Source organism: Zobellella endophytica, assembly GCF_003012775.1.
GTDB lineage: Bacteria > Pseudomonadota > Gammaproteobacteria > Enterobacterales > Aeromonadaceae > Oceanimonas > Oceanimonas endophytica.
The window spans coordinates 583,620-600,199 of sequence record NZ_PXYG01000002.1 but is presented as its reverse complement, the minus strand read 5'-3'; the positions used below and the strand labels follow the sequence as shown (position 1 = coordinate 600,199).

Sequence of the window (16,580 nt, the reverse complement as noted above, 5' to 3'; positions counted from 1 at the left end):
TCGTCATATGACTAAACCTCTTGCCATCACCGATGTGGTGTTGCGTGATGCCCACCAATCCATCCTGGCCACCCGCCTGCGCCTGGAAGACATGCTGCCGATCGCCGCCAAGCTGGACGATATCGGCTACTGGTCGCTGGAAACCTGGGGCGGCGCCACCTTCGATGCCTGTATCCGCTACCTGGGGGAGGATCCCTGGGAACGCCTGCGCGCCCTGAAGAAGGCCATGCCCAAGACCAGGCAGCAGATGCTGCTGCGTGGCCAGAACCTGCTGGGCTACCGCCATTACGCGGACGATCTGGTGTACAAGTTCGTCGAGCGGGCGCGCACCAACGGCATGGACGTGTTCCGCATCTTCGATGCCATGAACGACGTGCGCAACCTGGAAACCGCCATCAAGGCGACCGTGGCGGTGGACGGCCACGCCCAGGGCACCATCTCCTACACCACTTCTCCTGTGCATACCCTGGAAATGTGGGTGGACATGGCGAAGAAGCTGGAGGACATGGGCTGCCACTCCATCTGCATCAAGGACATGTCCGGCCTGCTCAAGCCTTATGAAGCAGAGAAACTGATCAAGAGCATCAAGGCGGCGGTCAAGCTGCCGCTGGCGCTGCACTGCCACGCCACCACCGGCCTGAGCCTGCCGACCCACATGAAGGCCATCGACGCCGGCATCGACATGCTGGACACCGCCATCTCCTCCATGAGCATGACCTACGGCCATTCGCCCACCGAGACCCTGGTGGCCATGGTGGAAGGCACCGAGCGCGACACCGGCCTGGATCTGGTCAAGCTGGAAGAAATCGCCGCCTATTTCCGCGACGTGCGCAAGAAGTACGCCCAGTTCGAAGGCAGCCTCAAGGGTGTGGACTCCCGCATCCTGCTGGCCCAGGTGCCCGGCGGCATGCTCACCAACATGGAGAGCCAGCTCAAGGAGCAGGGCGCGGCCGACAAGATGGACGAAGTGCTCAAGGAAATCCCGCGGGTGCGGGAAGACCTGGGCTTTATCCCGCTGGTCACCCCCACTTCCCAGATAGTGGGGACCCAGGCGGTGATCAACGTGCTCACCGGCGAGCGCTACAAGAGCATCACCAAGGAAACCGCCGGCGTGCTGAAAGGCGAATACGGCGCGGCCCCGGCCCCGGTCAATGCCGAGCTGCAAAAACGGGTACTGGATGGCGCGGAGCCCATCAGCTGCCGCCCGGCGGATCTGCTGCGCGACGAGCTGGACAAACTGACCGCCGAATTCCAGGGCCTGGCCAAAGAGGAAAAACTGCGGGTTGCCGCCGACGAGGTGGACGATGTGCTGACCTATGCCCTGTTCCCGCAGATTGGTCTCAAGTTTATCCGCAACCGCGACAACCCGGCTGCCTTCGAGCCGGCCCCCGGTTCCGAGCCCGAGCAGGCTGCTCCCGCGCCTGTTGCCAAAGCCGCCACTGGCGTGCCCGAAGTCTATGCGGTCAAGGTCGACGGCCAGGTGTTCGAGGTGGAAGTGGGTCCGGCCGGCAGCATCAGTGCCGTGCGGGAAAGCGGTGCGGCCGCGCCGGCCGCCGCTCCTGCGGCTGCCCCGGCGGGTGCGGCCGAGGCCGTGCTGGCGCCGCTGGCGGGCAATATCTTCAAGGTGGTGGCCAGGAAAGGTAGCCAGGTCGCCGAAGGTGATGTGCTGCTGATCATGGAAGCCATGAAGATGGAAACCGAGGTGCGTGCCGCCCGGTCCGGTCAGGTCGCCGACGTGCTGGTCAAGGAAGGCGACGCGGTGTCCGTGGGTGACCCCCTGGTCAGTCTGGCCTGAGGAGCGGTGATGGATTCTTTACTGACCCTGTGGCAGGAAACCGGCCTGGCCAATTTCCACTGGAAACAACTGGTGATGATAGTGGTGGGCCTGGGCCTTATCTATCTCGCCATCGCCAGAGGCTTCGAGCCCCTGCTGTTGTTGCCCATCGGCTTCGGCGGCGTGCTGGCCAACATTCCCAACGCGGGCATGGCCGAGCCCGGCGGCCTGCTGTACTACGTCTATGAAGTCGGCATCGGCAGTGGCGTTTTTCCGTTGCTGATCTTCATGGGTGTCGGCGCCATGACCGACTTCGGGGCGCTGATCGCCAATCCCAAGACCCTGTTGCTGGGGGCGGCAGCCCAATTCGGCATTTTCGCCACCCTGTTCGGCGCCATTGCCCTGAACTTCCTGCCCGGGTTCAACTTTACCCTGGCGGATGCCTCGGCTATCGCCATCATCGGGGGCGCGGACGGCCCGACCGCCATCTTCCTGGCGTCGAAGCTGGCGCCGGATCTGCTGGGGGCCATCGCCGTGGCGGCTTACTCCTACATGGCGCTGGTGCCCATTATCCAGCCGCCGATCATGAAGCTGTTGACCACCAAGGAAGAGCGGGCGATCAAGATGGATCAGCTGCGCCACGTGGGCAAACGGGAGAAGGTGCTGTTCCCGCTGATGGTGCTGGCCCTGACCATACTGTTCCTGCCGTCGGCGGCGCCGCTGATCGGCATGTTCTGCCTGGGTAACCTGATGAAGGAATCCGGGGTGGTGGACCGGTTGTCGAAGACCGCCCAGAACGAGCTGATCAACATCGTCACCATTTTCCTCGGCCTGGCGGTGGGCTCCAAGCTGTCCGCCGACAAGTTCCTGACCCTGGACACCCTGGGGATCCTGGCGCTGGGTGCGGTGGCCTTCTCCATCGGTACCGCCGGTGGCGTGCTGATGGCCAAGCTGATGTGCAAACTGAGCGGAGGCAAGGTCAACCCGCTGATCGGCGCGGCCGGGGTGTCGGCGGTGCCGATGGCGGCCCGGGTGGTCAACAAGGTGGGGCTGGAAGCCAACAACCAGAACTTCCTGCTGATGCATGCCATGGGCCCCAACGTGGCCGGGGTGCTGGGCTCGGCGGTGGCCGCCGGCGTGCTGCTGGCCCTGGTGGGCTAAGTCGGTCGCGGCTCTGCAATACCAAAAAGGCGCCTGCGGGCGCCTTTTTGGTCTTTACCCCAAGGACGGGGATAATGCCGGTGGTTGGCAGCGAATCGGCTCGGGACGACAGGGGCGGGGCCGGTATTGCTGCTGCCAGCGTTCGAATTCTGCGGCCGGCATCGGCCTGGCGATGCCGAAGCCCTGTCCCAGATGGCAGTCTAGTCCCAGCAGCATGGCCCGGTGTCCGGCCGACTCGACACCTTCCGCGACCACTTCGCGCTGAAAGGCCCGGGCCAGGCCGATGATCCCTTGCACTATGGCCTTGTCTTCCGGGTTGTCCAGCATGTCGATGACAAAGCTTTTGTCTATCTTGAGCACGTCGGCGGGCAGTCGTTTGAGGTAGGTCAGGGAGGAATAGCCGGTGCCGAAGTCGTCCAGCGCGATACGCAGGCCCAGGCGATGGCAATGGTGGATGATGTCGGTCACCTGCTTGATGTTTTTGATCGCGGCGGTCTCGAGGATCTCCAGCTCCAGCCGGCCGGCGGCGATGGCCTCTCCTTCGGCGAGCAGTCGTTCCAGGACGGGGATAAAACCGGGATCCTGCAACTGATGGGGGGAGATGTTGACGCTCAGGCTTAAGCCATGGCCACGGCGCTGCCAGTCCCTGAGCTGGGCCACCGCCTGGGCCAGCACCCAGTTCCCCAACTGCAGGTCGAGCGGGGTGGCTTCGATTTGCGGCAGGAAATGGGGTGGGGTGAGCAGCCGGCCGTCGGCGTGTTGCCAGCGCAGCAGGGCTTCGGCACCGATCAGGGCTCCGCTGCGCATGTCGATTTTGGGCTGGAAATACAGCAACAAGCGTCGCTCTGCCAGCGCCTGTTCCATTTCCGCCTGCATTTGCTGGCGGGCCCGGGCGTGGCTGTCGTGTTCATCGTCGAAGCGACAGCAGCGGTTGCGACCGGCCTGCTTGGCCCGGTACATGGCCTGGTCGGCCCGGCGGATCAGGCCGTCGACGTCTTCGCCATCTTCCGGATAGATCACCACGCCGATGCTGGCGGAGAGCCTGACCTGTCGTTCTTCCAGCGGGTAGGGCTGGTTGAGCAACTGCAACACTCGGTCGACCGAGGCTTGCCACGACCGCTGCCCGATATGGTCCAGCAGCAGGATGAATTCGTCACCGCCCAGCCGGGCCAGGGTGTCGTCGGGGCCCAGGTGCTGTCCGAGTCGTTCGGCAACCATCACCAGCAGCTTGTCTCCGCCGTCATGGCCGAACTGGTCGTTGATCGGTTTGAAGCCATCCAGATCCAGGTAGCAGATGGCCAATTGCCGGCGGCGGGTCGCTGCCATGGCGCTGGTCATGCGCCGGCTCAGCAGGGTCCGGTTGGGCAGCCCGGTTAGACTGTCGTAGTGAGCCTGGTATTCGAGCGCCTGCTGCTGCTGCTTGAGCAGGGTCACGTCGGATGACATCGCCACATAATGGCCGGGGGTTCCCGCCGGTGACAATACTGCCGATACGGTCAGGTGCTCGGTATAGTTGGTGCCGTCCTTGCGACAGCCGTTGATTTCGCCACGCCAGTATCCCTTGTTTCTCAACTGCCGCCAGACCGGCTCGTAAGCGGCCTCCGTGCCGGGGCGCAGGCTGCCGGGGACACGGCCCAGCACCTCCCCCCTGGCGTAACCGGTCAGCTCGGTGAAGGCGTCGTTGGTGTCCAGTATGCGGAAGCGCTCATCGGTGATCATGATGGCCTCCCGGGCGTGGGCGAAGACGCTGGCCGACAGACGCAGTCGTTCCTCGTCCCGTTTTCGGGCCGAGATATCCGCTACCATGCCGACCATGCGCAGTGGCTTGAGCCGGTCGTCCCTGCCTGTCAGGCTGCCCCTGGCCATCACCCAGCGCCACTGCCGGGACCTGCAGCGTAGGCGCAACTCGCAGTGGAAGGAGGCGGACTCCCCCGCCAGGTGCCGCGTCAGTGCCTCATCCAGCAGGGGTTTGTCGTCGGGGTGGACCAGGCGGTGCAGGTCGCCGCTGGCGAGTCGCTCATTGCCGGCATGACGCCAGGGCAGATGTACCTCGAGTCGATCCTGCTGCAGATCCCAGTCCCAGGTTCCCTGGTTGGCCCCGTTGATCGCCAGCTCCAGATGTTGCCGGCTGGCGGTCAGCTCGTTAAGCAGCACAGTGATCAGCATGGTGATCACCGACATGGTAGCCATATAACTCCAAAGCATAAGCAGATTCTGGTGAGGATTGCCCAGGCTGAAGCCGCCCTGGCCCTCGAGAGTGCCCAGGGCGGCGATGACCGACACCGCCAGTGCTGCGAGTGAGGCCAGGCCAACCCCGGCGCGGATGGCTATCCAGCTCAGTAGGAGAAAGGGGATGAACAACAGGGGCGAAGCGGTGAGGAGGATGGCTTCTCGGCTGTCGGAAAGGAACAGCAGGACGGCAAGCAGCAGCAGCAGCGACAGCACGGTAACCGTTTCCGGCAGGCGCCAGCCCCGGAGTGAGGGAATGAGGCGGCGCCAGGAAAAGGTCAACAGGGGGGTGCCCACGATCAGGGTGCCGATGGCATCACCCAGCCACCAGTACAGCCAGCCACTGAGCCAGAGCCCGGGCGGCAGCTTGCCCGCCAGCCAGATCTGGCTGGCGCCGTTCAGGGCGCTCAGGGAGGCACCCAGCACCACGCCGATAAATAGGAAGGCCAGTAAATCCTGGCGCCGGTCAAGGCTGCTGTGGATGCCATAGTGGCGCAGCAGGCGGACAATCAGCCAGGGAACCAGGGTATTGCCGGAGGCGATGCCGGCGGCTATCCAGAGCGGCAGTCCAGCCAGGTAGTTGATCAGCAGGGCGCCGAGCCAGACCCCCGGCCAGAGCCACTGCCCCCAGCGCAGTAGTCCGGCCAACGCCAGCCCGGCTGGGGCCCAGATCAGGCTGATGTGGGTGCCGGCAAAGGGATGGCTGAGGCAGAGATGGCCGACAACGGCGTAGCTGCAGGCCAGCAGGAGGATCCGGGAGGCCCGATAACCGGGCCGGAGAAGGTGCAGGGCGGGCATGGCGTCACCACAACAGGATATTTACAGTCTGGTTACACGATAGTTTATTTTCAAGTAAAGATAAATGGGGTTGTATGCGCCGCCGACAGGGTGGACGGGGAGCTGCAGTAAAAAAGCTGCCCGGGGGCAGCTTCTGTAACGGCGGGGCTCAGGCCTGGTCTTCCAGGCCGACAATCAGCCAAGGGGCATTGGGCCGGGTAAGATCGCGCTCCAGGTGCCATACCTCGCGGATATCCTGCTCTACGCTTTCGTGGCTGTCGCGGTAGCGGCCACTGAACTTGAGGCTGACCTGGGCCAGGCTGGCACTGTGATCGGCCCGCACCAGTTCCGCATCGACGAACATCACCTCGGTGTGCTGCTCGCCGCTGAGCCTGGCGCGTTCCTGGCTCAGTTCGGCAAAGAGTTCGGGGCTGACGTACTCGCGGATTTTCTCCAGATCGTTCTGGTTCCAGGCTTGCTGCAGGGTGCGGTAGTGCTCGCGGGAGCCTTGCAGAAACGCCTGCATGTCGAAGTTCGGCGGCAGGTTGAAGGGCACCTCGCTGGCACCAAAGCCGGACGCGGCGCCGTTTGCCGGTGCCGGGCGGGCGGCTTCAAACTGCTGCGGGCCACCGTAGGCCGGGCGCGGGGCCGGGGCCTTGGTCTGGCGAAGCATGCGGAAAATCATGATGGCGGCGAAGGCCAGGCCCGCGATCAGGAGGAAGTCCATGAACTGGAAGCCTTCGAAGGCGCCGGAACCGAGCAGGTAGGCGAACAGGCCGCCGGCCAGCAGGCCGCCGAGCAGGCCGCCCATCAGGCCGGATTTCTTGCCGGTCTGCTGGGTCTGGTTGGTGGTGTTGCGGTTGACATTCTGCTGGGTCGGCTGGCTGGGCGCGGTCTGGTACGACTTACCGACCGAGCGGCTGCCACCGCCCAGCTTACGGGCTTCCGCATCGAAAGCGGTGGTGCTGATGCCGACCGCGAAGATCAGGGTAAACAGGGCAAGAAGTTTACGCATAGTAGTTTCCTTGGGTTACAGACAAGCAACATCCTAAAGCAGCGACATGTTATGTCAACTGGTGATTAAGCCGGCAGCCACCGACCGTATCGCCGTGCTGTCGAAGTCAGACGCGTTTGGCCCAGGGAAAGCGCACCGGGTGGCCAAACGGCATAAAGGCGGACCTGGAGGGCCGCTCCGACTGTTCTTTATTCAGGCCAATCGCCGGGTGAGGGATGGCCCCTTCATCAGGGAGCCTCCTGAATCCGGGGAAAGGGGTCCAGCCTGGCGCAAGGGTGAATGGGACTTTCGGACCTCGCGTAAAATCCCGATAATGGTGTTTTGGCAAATCAGTGAGACGACCGATGACAGAAAAGACCGCCACCAAGACCGACAAGGCCGTGGCCCAGCTCAAGATGCCACCCCATTCCTTCGAGGCGGAACAATCCGTGCTGGGTGGGCTGTTGCTGGACAACAACGCCTGGGATCGGGTGGCGGAGAAAGTCTCGGAGCCGGATTTCTACAGCCGGCCGCACCGCTTGATCTTCCAGGCCATGCAGCGGCTGAGCCAGGCGGGCAACCCCATCGATCTCATTACGGTGCAGGAAGAGCTGGAGCGGCACGAGGCGCTGGATACCGTGGGCGGCTTTTCCTACCTGGTGGAAATCGCCAAGAACACCCCCAGCGCCGCCAACATCGGCGCCTATGCGGATATTGTGCGCGAGCGGGCGGTGGTGCGGGAGATGATCTCGGTGGCCAACGAGATCGCCGAGGCCGGTTTCGATCCCCAGGGACGCAACTCCGCCGATCTGCTGGATCTGGCCGAAACCAAGGTGTTCAAGATTGCCGAGAGCCGCACCAATGCCAACGACGGCCCCCAACCCCTGCGGGTGCTGCTCGAGAAGACCATCGACCGCATCGAAGATCTTTATAAAAATCCCCATCAGGGCATCACCGGGGTGTCCAGCGGATACACGGATCTGGATAAAAAAACTGCCGGACTGCAGTCTTCGGACCTGATTATAGTGGCAGCCCGACCCTCTATGGGTAAAACTACTTTTGCAATGAACCTTTGCGAGCACGCTGCACTAACAAATGATAAACCAGTACTCATCTTCTCCTTGGAAATGCCATCTGAGCAGATTATTATGCGGATGCTTGCTTCCCTGGGACGTATCGATCAGACCCGCATACGCACCGGGCAGCTGGATGATGAAGACTGGGCCAGATTGTCCTCGACCATGGGCATGCTGCTGGAAAAGGGTCAGCTCTATATCGACGACTCTTCCGGCCTGACGCCGACCGAAGTCCGCTCCCGCGCCCGGCGCGTGGCGCGAGAACACGGCGGCATCAGCATGATCATGGTGGACTATCTGCAACTGATGACGGTCCCCAGCCTGTCCGATAACCGAACCCTGGAAATCGCCGAGATCTCCCGCTCGCTCAAGGCCCTGGCCAAGGAGCTGCAGGTGCCGGTGGTGGCCCTGTCCCAGCTCAACCGCAGCCTGGAACAACGGGCAGACAAGCGGCCGGTGAACTCGGATCTGCGGGAGTCGGGCTCCATCGAGCAGGACGCCGACCTCATCATGTTTATCTACCGGGACGAGGTCTACCACGACGACAGCCCGGACAAGGGCATCGCTGAAATCATCATCGGCAAGCAACGTAACGGACCCATAGGCAAGGTCCGGCTGACGTTCCAGGGGCAGTTTTCCCGCTTCGACAACTACGCCGGACCGGATTTCGATGATGACTATTAAGGAGCAGAGATGGATGCAACGGGGGCAGTGGCCCGCATCAATCTGGAAGCGGTACGGCACAACCTGCGGGTAGCCAAACAGCTGGCCCCGGGCGCCAGGGCCATCGCCGTGGTCAAGGCCAACGCCTACGGCCACGGTGACCTGACGGTGGCGGCCGCACTCAAGGACGAGGCCGAACTGTTCGCGGTGGCCCGCTTCGAGGAAGCACAAAAGCTGCGGGCCGGCGGTATCCGCCAGCCGATACTGCTGCTGGAAGGATTCTTCAACCTCAGTCAGCTGGAATACGCCGCGCTCAATGATTTTCAGATCTGCATTCACCAGTACGCCCAGCTCGAGGCACTGGAGCAGACCCCGCTGGCCGCACCGGTCACCGTTTGGGTGAAAATTGACTCGGGCATGCACCGGGTGGGCTTTGCCCCCGAGCAGGCCGACGAGGTGTTCGCCCGGCTGGCGGCCATTGCCAGGGTAGTGCAGCCGGTCAATGCCATGACCCACTTCGCCCGGGCCGACGAGCCCGAGCAGCAGGCGGTGACCCAGGCCCAGATCACCCGTTTCAAGCAGGTGACCGCCGGCAAGGTCAAGGCTATCGCGCTGTGCAACTCCGCCGGTGTTATCGCCTTTCCCGAGGCTCACGCCGACTATATCCGCCCGGGTATCATGTTGTACGGTATCACCCCTTTCGGTGACCGGCAGGGCAGCGACTTCGGCCTGCGCCCGGCGATGGACTTCACCACCAGCCTGATCGCGGTGCGCGAGCTCAAGGCCGGCGAGCCGGTGGGCTATGCCGGCTCCTGGGTGAGCCTGCGGGATACCCGTATCGGGGTGATCGCGGTGGGCTACGGCGACGGCTACCCGCGCATGGCGCCGCCCGGAACCCCGGTGCTGGTGAACGGCCGTAGGGTACCCCTGGCGGGCCGGGTATCGATGGACATGGCCACCGTCGACCTGGGGCCGGACGCCACCGACAAGGTGGGAGACGAGGTGCTGCTGTGGGGCGAGGGCCTGGCGGCGGAAGAGGTGGCCCGCCATGTGGGCACCATCGCCTATGAGCTGGTCACCCGGATGACCGCCCGACCCAGGCTCGAATATATCGGTTGATGACAAAGTTGCCTTTTTCACTGGTACGAGTCAGCCAAAGGACCAACTCCCCCGACACGCTTCTGGACAAGACACTCGCGGTTTCAGCCTGCTGCGAACATTCACTGGATGTTCGGTCAGGCTGAAACCGCTCGTCACGGCGAGACGAGCTCGCCCCCTGTATTGCTCGGCCCATGCCGGATGTCGCGGAAACCGCCATCTCATCGCTTTGCGATGCTGGCGGCGGTGCAAGGCGCTTCGCGCCCCCTGGCATGTGACGGTCGGCGGAGCTGTTCCCTTTGCCCGCCTGTTTTGGCATGAGTGTTGCGTGTTTAGGTAAACCCGAAGGCTTGTCAGCAGTCTGCAAGACCGGTCCCGCAAGGAGCCGGCCTTGTCGTTTACTGCACGCTCAGCACCGCTCCCCGTCGTCCTTTTTTACGGAACCAGGCCAGCAGCGCCAAGGCGGGGATGTTCATCAGGATGCCGTAGAGCAGGGCCATCACCGCGAGAGCCTCCGAGCCGAGCTGGGTATAGGCCACCAGCATGGCGGTGGCGCCGTTCTGGATGCCCACCTCGAATGCCAGGCTGCGACAGCTCGCCTCCGGGCACTTGGCCAGGCGGGCGGCCAGGTAGCCGCAGGTCAGGGCCAGGGTGCACAGCAGCAGCATGGCCAGGGCCGGGGGGCCGAACAGGGAAGGCAGGTGCTTCAGGTTGCGGGCCACCAGCGCCAGCAGTACCAGCATGAATGATAGGCTCACCAGTTGCTTGAGCCGGGACTGGTGGCGTTCCACCCAGCGCCGGTAGCGTTGACGAATTCCCATGCCGATCGCCACCGGCAGTATGCCGATCAGCGCCAGCTGCACCATGGTGCGACCCAGGGGCAGGGACAGCTCGTGGCTGTCCAGGCCCAGCCAGTGCAGTTGGGTCATCACCGCCAGCGGCATCCAGACGGGGGTCAGCAGGCCAACCAGCGCGGTGAGGCTCACCGACAGGGCGGTGTCGCCGTCGGCCAGGAAGCTGAACAGGTTGGAGGTGGCGCCGCCGGGAGCGGCGGCCACCAGGATCACCCCGGCGGCAATCGACGTCGGCAGTTCAAGCATGACAATCAGCAGCCAGGCCAGCAGGGGCAGCAGCAGCCACTGCATCCCCAGGCCCAGCAGCAGTGGCCCCGGGGTACCCAGCAGCCGGCTGAAGTGGCTGACTTCCAGAGTCATGCCCATCACCAGCGTCATCAGCGCCAGCATCAGGGGCAGCAAGAGGGTGGTCAATATATCGCTCATGGCGGTAGGCCCCGGTATTGGATAACCGGATACTACCATGGGGGTAGGGGAGGCGACTGATCCAGGTCATGCTTCCGGGTGCCAGCGGTGGATGAACTCTTCCCGCCCCGGATTCCATCTCAGGTAATACCAGGGGGACTCGGTCCGCCAGCGGGGAAAGATGATTTCAATCTGGTTGTCTTCATACCTGTAGAGCGAAGCGCTCAGATTCACCTCGCTCAATACCAGTACGGCCACCGCCAGGATCAGCAGCCACTTGATCAATTTGCCCATAACTCATCCTTGAACAGGGCCGTGACGAGCCTTAACTATATCAGCAGCCTGCGCTTTTTTCCGCCTTGCACTGCCGGCAGTGGCCGTGGGCCTCGATGGACTGGCTGGTGATGGCAAAGCCGTGCAGCTCGGCCTGCTGGCTGAAGGCCCGGTTGATGGCTTCGTCGTGCAGCTCGATGACCAGCCCACACTGGTCGCAGATCAGCAACTGCATGGGATGGTGTTCGGCAAAGTGGTCGCAAAACAGAAAAGCATTGAGCGACTCCACCTTGTGCACGAAGCCCTGGGACAACAGAAAATCCAGCGCCCGGTAAACGGTGGGGGGCTTGGCGCTGGGCTCCAGCTCCTTGAGCCGGTCCAACAGATCGTAGGCGCTGACCGCCCCCTTGTGCTCGGCCATTAGGGTAAACACATGGCGGCGGGTGGGGGTAAAGCGCACCCCGCGCTGCTGGCACAGCCGTTCGGCACGCTCAAGCTGATGTTGAATGGACATAAACGATGACGATCCTCAATGGCTCCTGAGCGCATCTTAGCACAGCCTGATCCGGGTTCATCGGATCGAGGTTGGGTCTGTGAGCCGCCTTGGGTATAATGCGCGCCCTGTGTTCAAAAAGTCGTCGTTCTCATGAGTCATTATCCCAGTGCCCGTTTCTCTGTTGCCCCCATGCTGGACTGGACGGATAAACATTGCCGTTACTTCCACCGGCTGCTCAGCCGCCATGCCCAGCTGTATACCGAAATGGTGACCACCGGCGCCATACTGCACGGCAAGGGCGATTATCTGGCGTTCAATGCGCAGGAGCATCCGCTGGTGCTGCAGTTGGGCGGCAGCGATGCGCACGCGCTGGCCCGGTGCGCCCGGCTCGCCGAGCAGCGCGGCTACGACGAGATCAACCTGAACGTGGGCTGCCCCTCGGATCGGGTGCAGAATGGCCTGTTCGGTGCCTGTCTGATGGCCGAGCCCGGACGGGTGGCGGACGGGGTGGCGGCGATGAAGGCGGAAGTGGCGATACCGGTCACGGTGAAGACCCGCATCGGCATCGACGAGCAGGACAGCTACGAATTCCTCTGCGCCCTGGTCGACAGGCTGGTGGACGCCGGGGTGGACGCGCTGATCGTGCACGCCCGCAAGGCCTGGCTCAAGGGCCTGAGCCCGAAGGAGAACCGGGAGATACCGCCGCTCGACTATGAACGGGTCTACCGGCTCAAGCGGGACTTTCCGGGGCTGACCATCGCCATCAACGGCGGCATCAAGACCCTGGCTGAGGCGCGGGAACATCTGCGTCACCTGGACGGTGTCATGCTGGGGCGGGAAGTCTACCAAAACCCCTACCTGCTGGCGCAGGTGGACGGCGAGCTGTTCGGGGATCGGCATGATGTTATCAGCCGGCACCAGGTGATCCGCGAACTGCTGCCCTATATCGAGCAGGAACTCGGCAAGGGAACCTATCTGGGCAACATCACCCGCCATACCCTGGGCCTCTTCCAGGGCCTGCCCGGTGCCCGGGCCTGGCGCCGTCACCTGAGCGAAAACGCTCACAAGCCCGGCGCCGGCATCGAGGTGGTCGAGGCCGCCCTGGCCAAGGTAGCGGAGCCGGTGGTCGACTATAGTTAAGGCATCCTCAGCCAACAGAAGGAGCCTGACCCATGGACAGCCATGCATTGACCATCGAGTTTCCGGAATACGTCGACAAAATTGCTCAGCTGAAGCAGCAGGATACGGAGTTTGCCCGGATGGCGAACGAGTATCACAAACTGGATCACCAGATAGCGGGGTTGGAATCCCGGAATATGCCGATATCGGACGAGGATTTCGAACAGCTTAAAATGCAGCGCCTGCGGCTGAAGGATGAAATCTACCAGCGGTTGCTGAACGGGCTGGGATAAGGGTGTGGCGGAAAGGGCGACGCCGTCCCTTTTCGCTTCCAATAGTCAAAACCGATTAAATGTATTTATAAAAACAGTTATAACAATCAAATTATTCCCGGCATACTGAGTCCATTCCCGAAAACAATCTCCAAATGAGGACCTCAGTATGTTGAGCAACAAAACAGGCCGGGCCGTTCCACAAGTGACTTTCCGTACCCGCCAGGGTGAGCAGTGGGTGGATGTGACCAGCGATGATCTCTTCAAGGGCAAGACAGTGGTGGTATTCTCCCTGCCCGGCGCCTTTACCCCCACCTGTTCCTCCACCCATCTGCCGCGTTACAACGAACTGGCGCCGGTGCTGTTCGAAAATGGTATCGACGACATCGTCTGCATCAGCGTCAACGACACCTTCGTGATGAACGCCTGGCTCAAGGATCAGGAAGCGGAGCACATCCGGGTGATCCCGGACGGCAACGGCGAGTTTACCGATGGCATGGGCATGCTGGTCGACAAGCAGGAGCTGGGTTTCGGCAAACGCTCCTGGCGCTATTCCATGCTGGTGAAAGACGGCATCATCGACCAGATGTTCATCGAGCCGAACAAGCCCGGTGACCCCTTCGAAGTGTCCGACGCCGACACCATGCTGGCCTACATCAACCCCGAGGCCGCCAAGCCCTCCGCCATCACCCTGTTCAGCAAGCCGGGCTGCCCTTTTTGTGCCCGGGCCAAGCAGATGCTGCTGGATCAGGGCATGCGCTACGAAGAGGTGATCCTGGGCCAGGATGCCACCAGCATTACCCTGAAAGCGGTGTCCGGCCGATCCACTGTGCCGCAGATCTTCATCGACGGCCGCCATATCGGCGGCAGTGACGAACTGGCCGAATACCTGGCATAAACTAGGGTAAAAGGGGCGCGAGCTTTTTTCATCCCTGTTGCACGGAGGTTTCTGCCCATGAAGCACATCACCGCCGACGTGGTCATCATCGGCAGCGGCACCGCCGGCCTGGCCGCCTATCGCACCGCCCGGGCTCACCACAAGAAAGTGGTCATGATAGAGGGCGGCCGCTATGGCACCACCTGTGCGCGGGTGGGCTGCATGCCGTCCAAGCTGCTGATCGCCGCGGCCGACAGCGCCCACCGGGTCGCCGAGGCGCCCGCCTTCGGCGTCCACCCGGGGGAGTTCAGGATCGACGGCCGGCAGGTCATGTCCCGGGTGAAAGCCGAACGGGATCGTTTCGTGGGCCTGGTGCTGGCATCGATTGACTCGATACCGGCGCAAGACAAGGTGGCCGGCCATGCCCGTTTTGTGGACCAGCATACCCTGATGGTGGACGAACACACCCGTATTACCGCTACTTCGCTGGTGATCGCCACCGGTTCACGGCCTACCTTTCCCGACGCCTGGCGCGAGCTGGGCACCCTGCTGCAGGTCAGCGATGATGTGTTCGAGTGGGACCGGCTGCCCCGGTCGGTGGCGGTGTTCGGCCCCGGCGTCATCGGCCTCGAACTGGGGCAGGCGTTGCACCGGCTCGGGGTGAAGGTGTGGATGTTCGGGGTCGGCGGCCAGTTGGCGGGGCTGACGGATCCGGTGGTGATGGCCTGTGCCGGCAAGGGGTTTGCCGGGGAATTCTTTCTGGATGCGGATGCCAGGGTCGGCCGGATGGAGCGGGTGGCGGACGGGGTGGACATCGACTTCCTCGACGCCGAGGGCGTCAGCGAGCGCATTCGGGTAGATCTGGTGATCGCCGCGACCGGCCGCCTCCCCAACGTCGAGCGGCTGGGGCTGGAGCGGCTCGGCATGGCGCTGGACGATAAAGGGGTACCGCTGGCCGACGCCTACACCCTGCAGACCAGCCTGCCCCATATCTTCGTGGCCGGTGACGCCAGCAACCAGCTTCCGTTGCTGCACGAAGCCAACGCTCAGGGGCGGATAGCGGGGGACAACGCCGGCCGCTTTCCCGATATCCGGGCCGGCCTGCGGCACAGCCGACTGGCGGTGGTGTTTACCGATCCCCAGATTGCCATGGTGGGCGCCGGCTACCGGGAGCTGGAGCGACGCTACGGTGGTGGCGGCTTTTTTGCCATCGGCCAGGCCTCTTTCGAGGATCAGGGCCGCAGCCGGGTGGTGCTGCGCAACCGGGGGATGCTGCGGCTCTATGCGGAGCAGGGCAGCGGACTGTTTCTGGGGGCCGAGATGAGTGCCCCGGAAGCCGAACACCTGGCGCATCTGCTGGCTTGGGCGCACCAGAGCCGGATGACGGTGGCACAAATGCTGGAGATGCCGTTTTACCATCCGGTGATCGAAGAAGGCGTGCGCACGGCGCTGCGGGATCTCAACGCCGGGCTGCACCGGGGGCCGGCGATGGTCGATCGCTGCATGGAGTGCGGGGTGGGCGACTAGCCCCGGCGGGCCTTTCTATTTACCGCCAGATCGGTAACTATTGGCGCTAAACGTCAGTATAACGGTGAAAACGTGAATTTAAGGGATCTCGAATATCTGGTGGCGCTGGCCGAGGAGCGGCATTTTCGCAAGGCGGCGGAAAAGTGTTTTGTCAGCCAGCCGACCCTGAGCGGCCAGTTGCGCAAGCTGGAGGACGAACTGGGGGTGCTGCTGATGGAGCGGACCTCGCGCAGGGTGCTGTTCACCCCGGCGGGGGAGGCCATTACCGCCCAGGCGCGGCGGGTACTGGCGGCCACCAAGGAACTCCGGGACATCGCCCGTACCTTTACCGAGCCGATGTCCGGCGAGCTGCATATCGGCCTGATCCCCACCGTGGGGCCTTACCTGCTGCCGCATATCATTCCCGCCCTCAAGCAGCACTTTCCCGAGCTGCATATCTACCTGTACGAGGCCCAGACCCAGGTGCTGCTGAAGCAGTTGGCGGACGGCGAGCTGGACTGCCTGATCCTGGCCCAGCTCGACAATATGGATAATTTCGGCTCCCTGCCGCTGTATGACGAGCCGATGATGCTGGCGCTGCCGGCGGATCACGCCTGGGCCGGGCGCGAGCGTATCAGTCTGAACGAGCTGAAAGGCGAGAAGCTGCTGATGCTGGAAGACGGTCATTGCCTGCGGGATCAGGCCATGGGCTTTTGCTTTGCCGCCGGGGTGGGGGAAGACAATCATTTCCAGGCGACCAGCCTGGAAACCCTGCGCAACATGGTGGCGGCCGGATCAGGCATGACCCTGATCCCCCGCCTCGCCATCGGCCGCCACAACGGCGGGCTGGGGGTGAACTATGTACCCGTTGCCGATCCGGAGCCGAGCCGTACCATCTCGTTGCTGTACCGCATTCATTCGGTGCGGCGGCCCTGTTTCAACGAAATGGCCAAGGTGATCGGGCAACTGGTCAATACCCTGCTGTAATTGAAGCAGGGGCCTCTGG

14 protein-coding genes are annotated in these 16,580 nt (G+C 63.2%); 9 read left to right on the top strand and 5 right to left on the bottom strand.

The window, feature by feature from the left end; translation table 11 throughout:
- Nucleotides 1–7: 7 nt before the first annotated feature.
- A complete protein-coding gene (oadA, locus tag C7H85_RS08015) occupies nucleotides 8–1,795 on the top strand; it encodes a sodium-extruding oxaloacetate decarboxylase subunit alpha (RefSeq protein WP_106729180.1) in 1,788 nt (595 codons plus the stop codon).
- A 9-nt stretch (nucleotides 1,796–1,804) separates the two neighbouring features.
- Nucleotides 1,805–2,935, top strand: coding sequence for a sodium ion-translocating decarboxylase subunit beta (locus C7H85_RS08010; protein ID WP_106729179.1), 1,131 nt, complete (start codon nucleotides 1,805–1,807; stop codon nucleotides 2,933–2,935).
- Nucleotides 2,936–2,989: 54 nt separating this feature from the next.
- On the opposite strand, the gene C7H85_RS08005 is transcribed toward C7H85_RS08010, so the two are convergent.
- A complete protein-coding gene (locus C7H85_RS08005) occupies nucleotides 2,990–5,962 on the bottom strand; it encodes a bifunctional diguanylate cyclase/phosphodiesterase (RefSeq protein WP_106729178.1) in 2,973 nt (990 codons plus the stop codon).
- Nucleotides 5,963–6,110: 148 nt separating this feature from the next.
- Nucleotides 6,111–6,956: a Tim44 domain-containing protein gene (locus C7H85_RS08000; protein ID WP_106729177.1), complete on the bottom strand. Its 846-nt coding sequence runs from the start codon at nucleotides 6,954–6,956 to the stop codon at nucleotides 6,111–6,113.
- 344 nt (nucleotides 6,957–7,300) lie between these two features.
- Between C7H85_RS08000 and dnaB the strand changes: the two genes are divergently transcribed.
- Nucleotides 7,301–8,695, top strand: a complete 1,395-nt coding sequence (gene dnaB / locus C7H85_RS07995; protein ID WP_106729176.1) for a replicative DNA helicase — start codon at nucleotides 7,301–7,303, stop codon at nucleotides 8,693–8,695.
- A gap of 9 nt (nucleotides 8,696–8,704) precedes the next feature.
- Entirely contained in the window at nucleotides 8,705–9,793 is a 1,089-nt protein-coding gene (gene alr, locus C7H85_RS07990; protein WP_106729175.1) for an alanine racemase, read from the top strand.
- 377 nt (nucleotides 9,794–10,170) lie between these two features.
- Here alr and C7H85_RS07985 read toward each other — a convergent pair whose 3' ends face one another.
- The 3 genes from C7H85_RS07985 to zur form a co-directional block, all read right to left on the bottom strand.
- On the bottom strand, nucleotides 10,171–11,052 hold the full coding sequence (locus tag C7H85_RS07985; protein WP_106729174.1) for a bile acid:sodium symporter family protein: 882 nt from the start codon (nucleotides 11,050–11,052) through the stop codon (nucleotides 10,171–10,173).
- A 66-nt stretch (nucleotides 11,053–11,118) separates the two neighbouring features.
- Nucleotides 11,119–11,325: a hypothetical protein gene (locus tag C7H85_RS07980; protein WP_106729173.1), complete on the bottom strand. Its 207-nt coding sequence runs from the start codon at nucleotides 11,323–11,325 to the stop codon at nucleotides 11,119–11,121.
- A 40-nt stretch (nucleotides 11,326–11,365) separates the two neighbouring features.
- Nucleotides 11,366–11,818, bottom strand: a complete 453-nt coding sequence (zur, locus tag C7H85_RS07975; protein WP_106729172.1) for a zinc uptake transcriptional repressor Zur — start codon at nucleotides 11,816–11,818, stop codon at nucleotides 11,366–11,368.
- A gap of 132 nt (nucleotides 11,819–11,950) precedes the next feature.
- Between zur and dusA the strand changes: the two genes are divergently transcribed.
- The 5 genes from dusA (at nucleotide 11,951) to oxyR (ending at nucleotide 16,561) form a co-directional block, all read left to right on the top strand.
- The gene (dusA, locus tag C7H85_RS07970) at nucleotides 11,951–12,940 is read left to right on the top strand and encodes a tRNA dihydrouridine(20/20a) synthase DusA (protein ID WP_106729171.1); all 990 of its coding nucleotides are present in this window, start codon (nucleotides 11,951–11,953) and stop codon (nucleotides 12,938–12,940) included.
- Nucleotides 12,941–12,972: 32 nt separating this feature from the next.
- Nucleotides 12,973–13,212 carry an HP1242/YdcH family protein gene (locus C7H85_RS07965; protein WP_106729170.1) on the top strand — a complete coding sequence of 80 codons (240 nt, stop codon included), beginning with the start codon at nucleotides 12,973–12,975 and terminating at the stop codon, nucleotides 13,210–13,212.
- Between the two features lie 148 nt (nucleotides 13,213–13,360).
- Nucleotides 13,361–14,089: a glutathione peroxidase gene (locus tag C7H85_RS07960; RefSeq protein WP_106729169.1), complete on the top strand. Its 729-nt coding sequence runs from the start codon at nucleotides 13,361–13,363 to the stop codon at nucleotides 14,087–14,089.
- Nucleotides 14,090–14,146: 57 nt separating this feature from the next.
- Complete coding sequence (locus tag C7H85_RS07955; protein WP_106729168.1) at nucleotides 14,147–15,595, top strand: dihydrolipoyl dehydrogenase; 1,449 nt, start codon at nucleotides 14,147–14,149, stop codon at nucleotides 15,593–15,595.
- Nucleotides 15,596–15,667: 72 nt separating this feature from the next.
- Entirely contained in the window at nucleotides 15,668–16,561 is an 894-nt protein-coding gene (gene oxyR / locus C7H85_RS07950) for a DNA-binding transcriptional regulator OxyR (RefSeq protein ID WP_106729167.1), read from the top strand.
- Nucleotides 16,562–16,580: the final 19 nt, after the last annotated feature.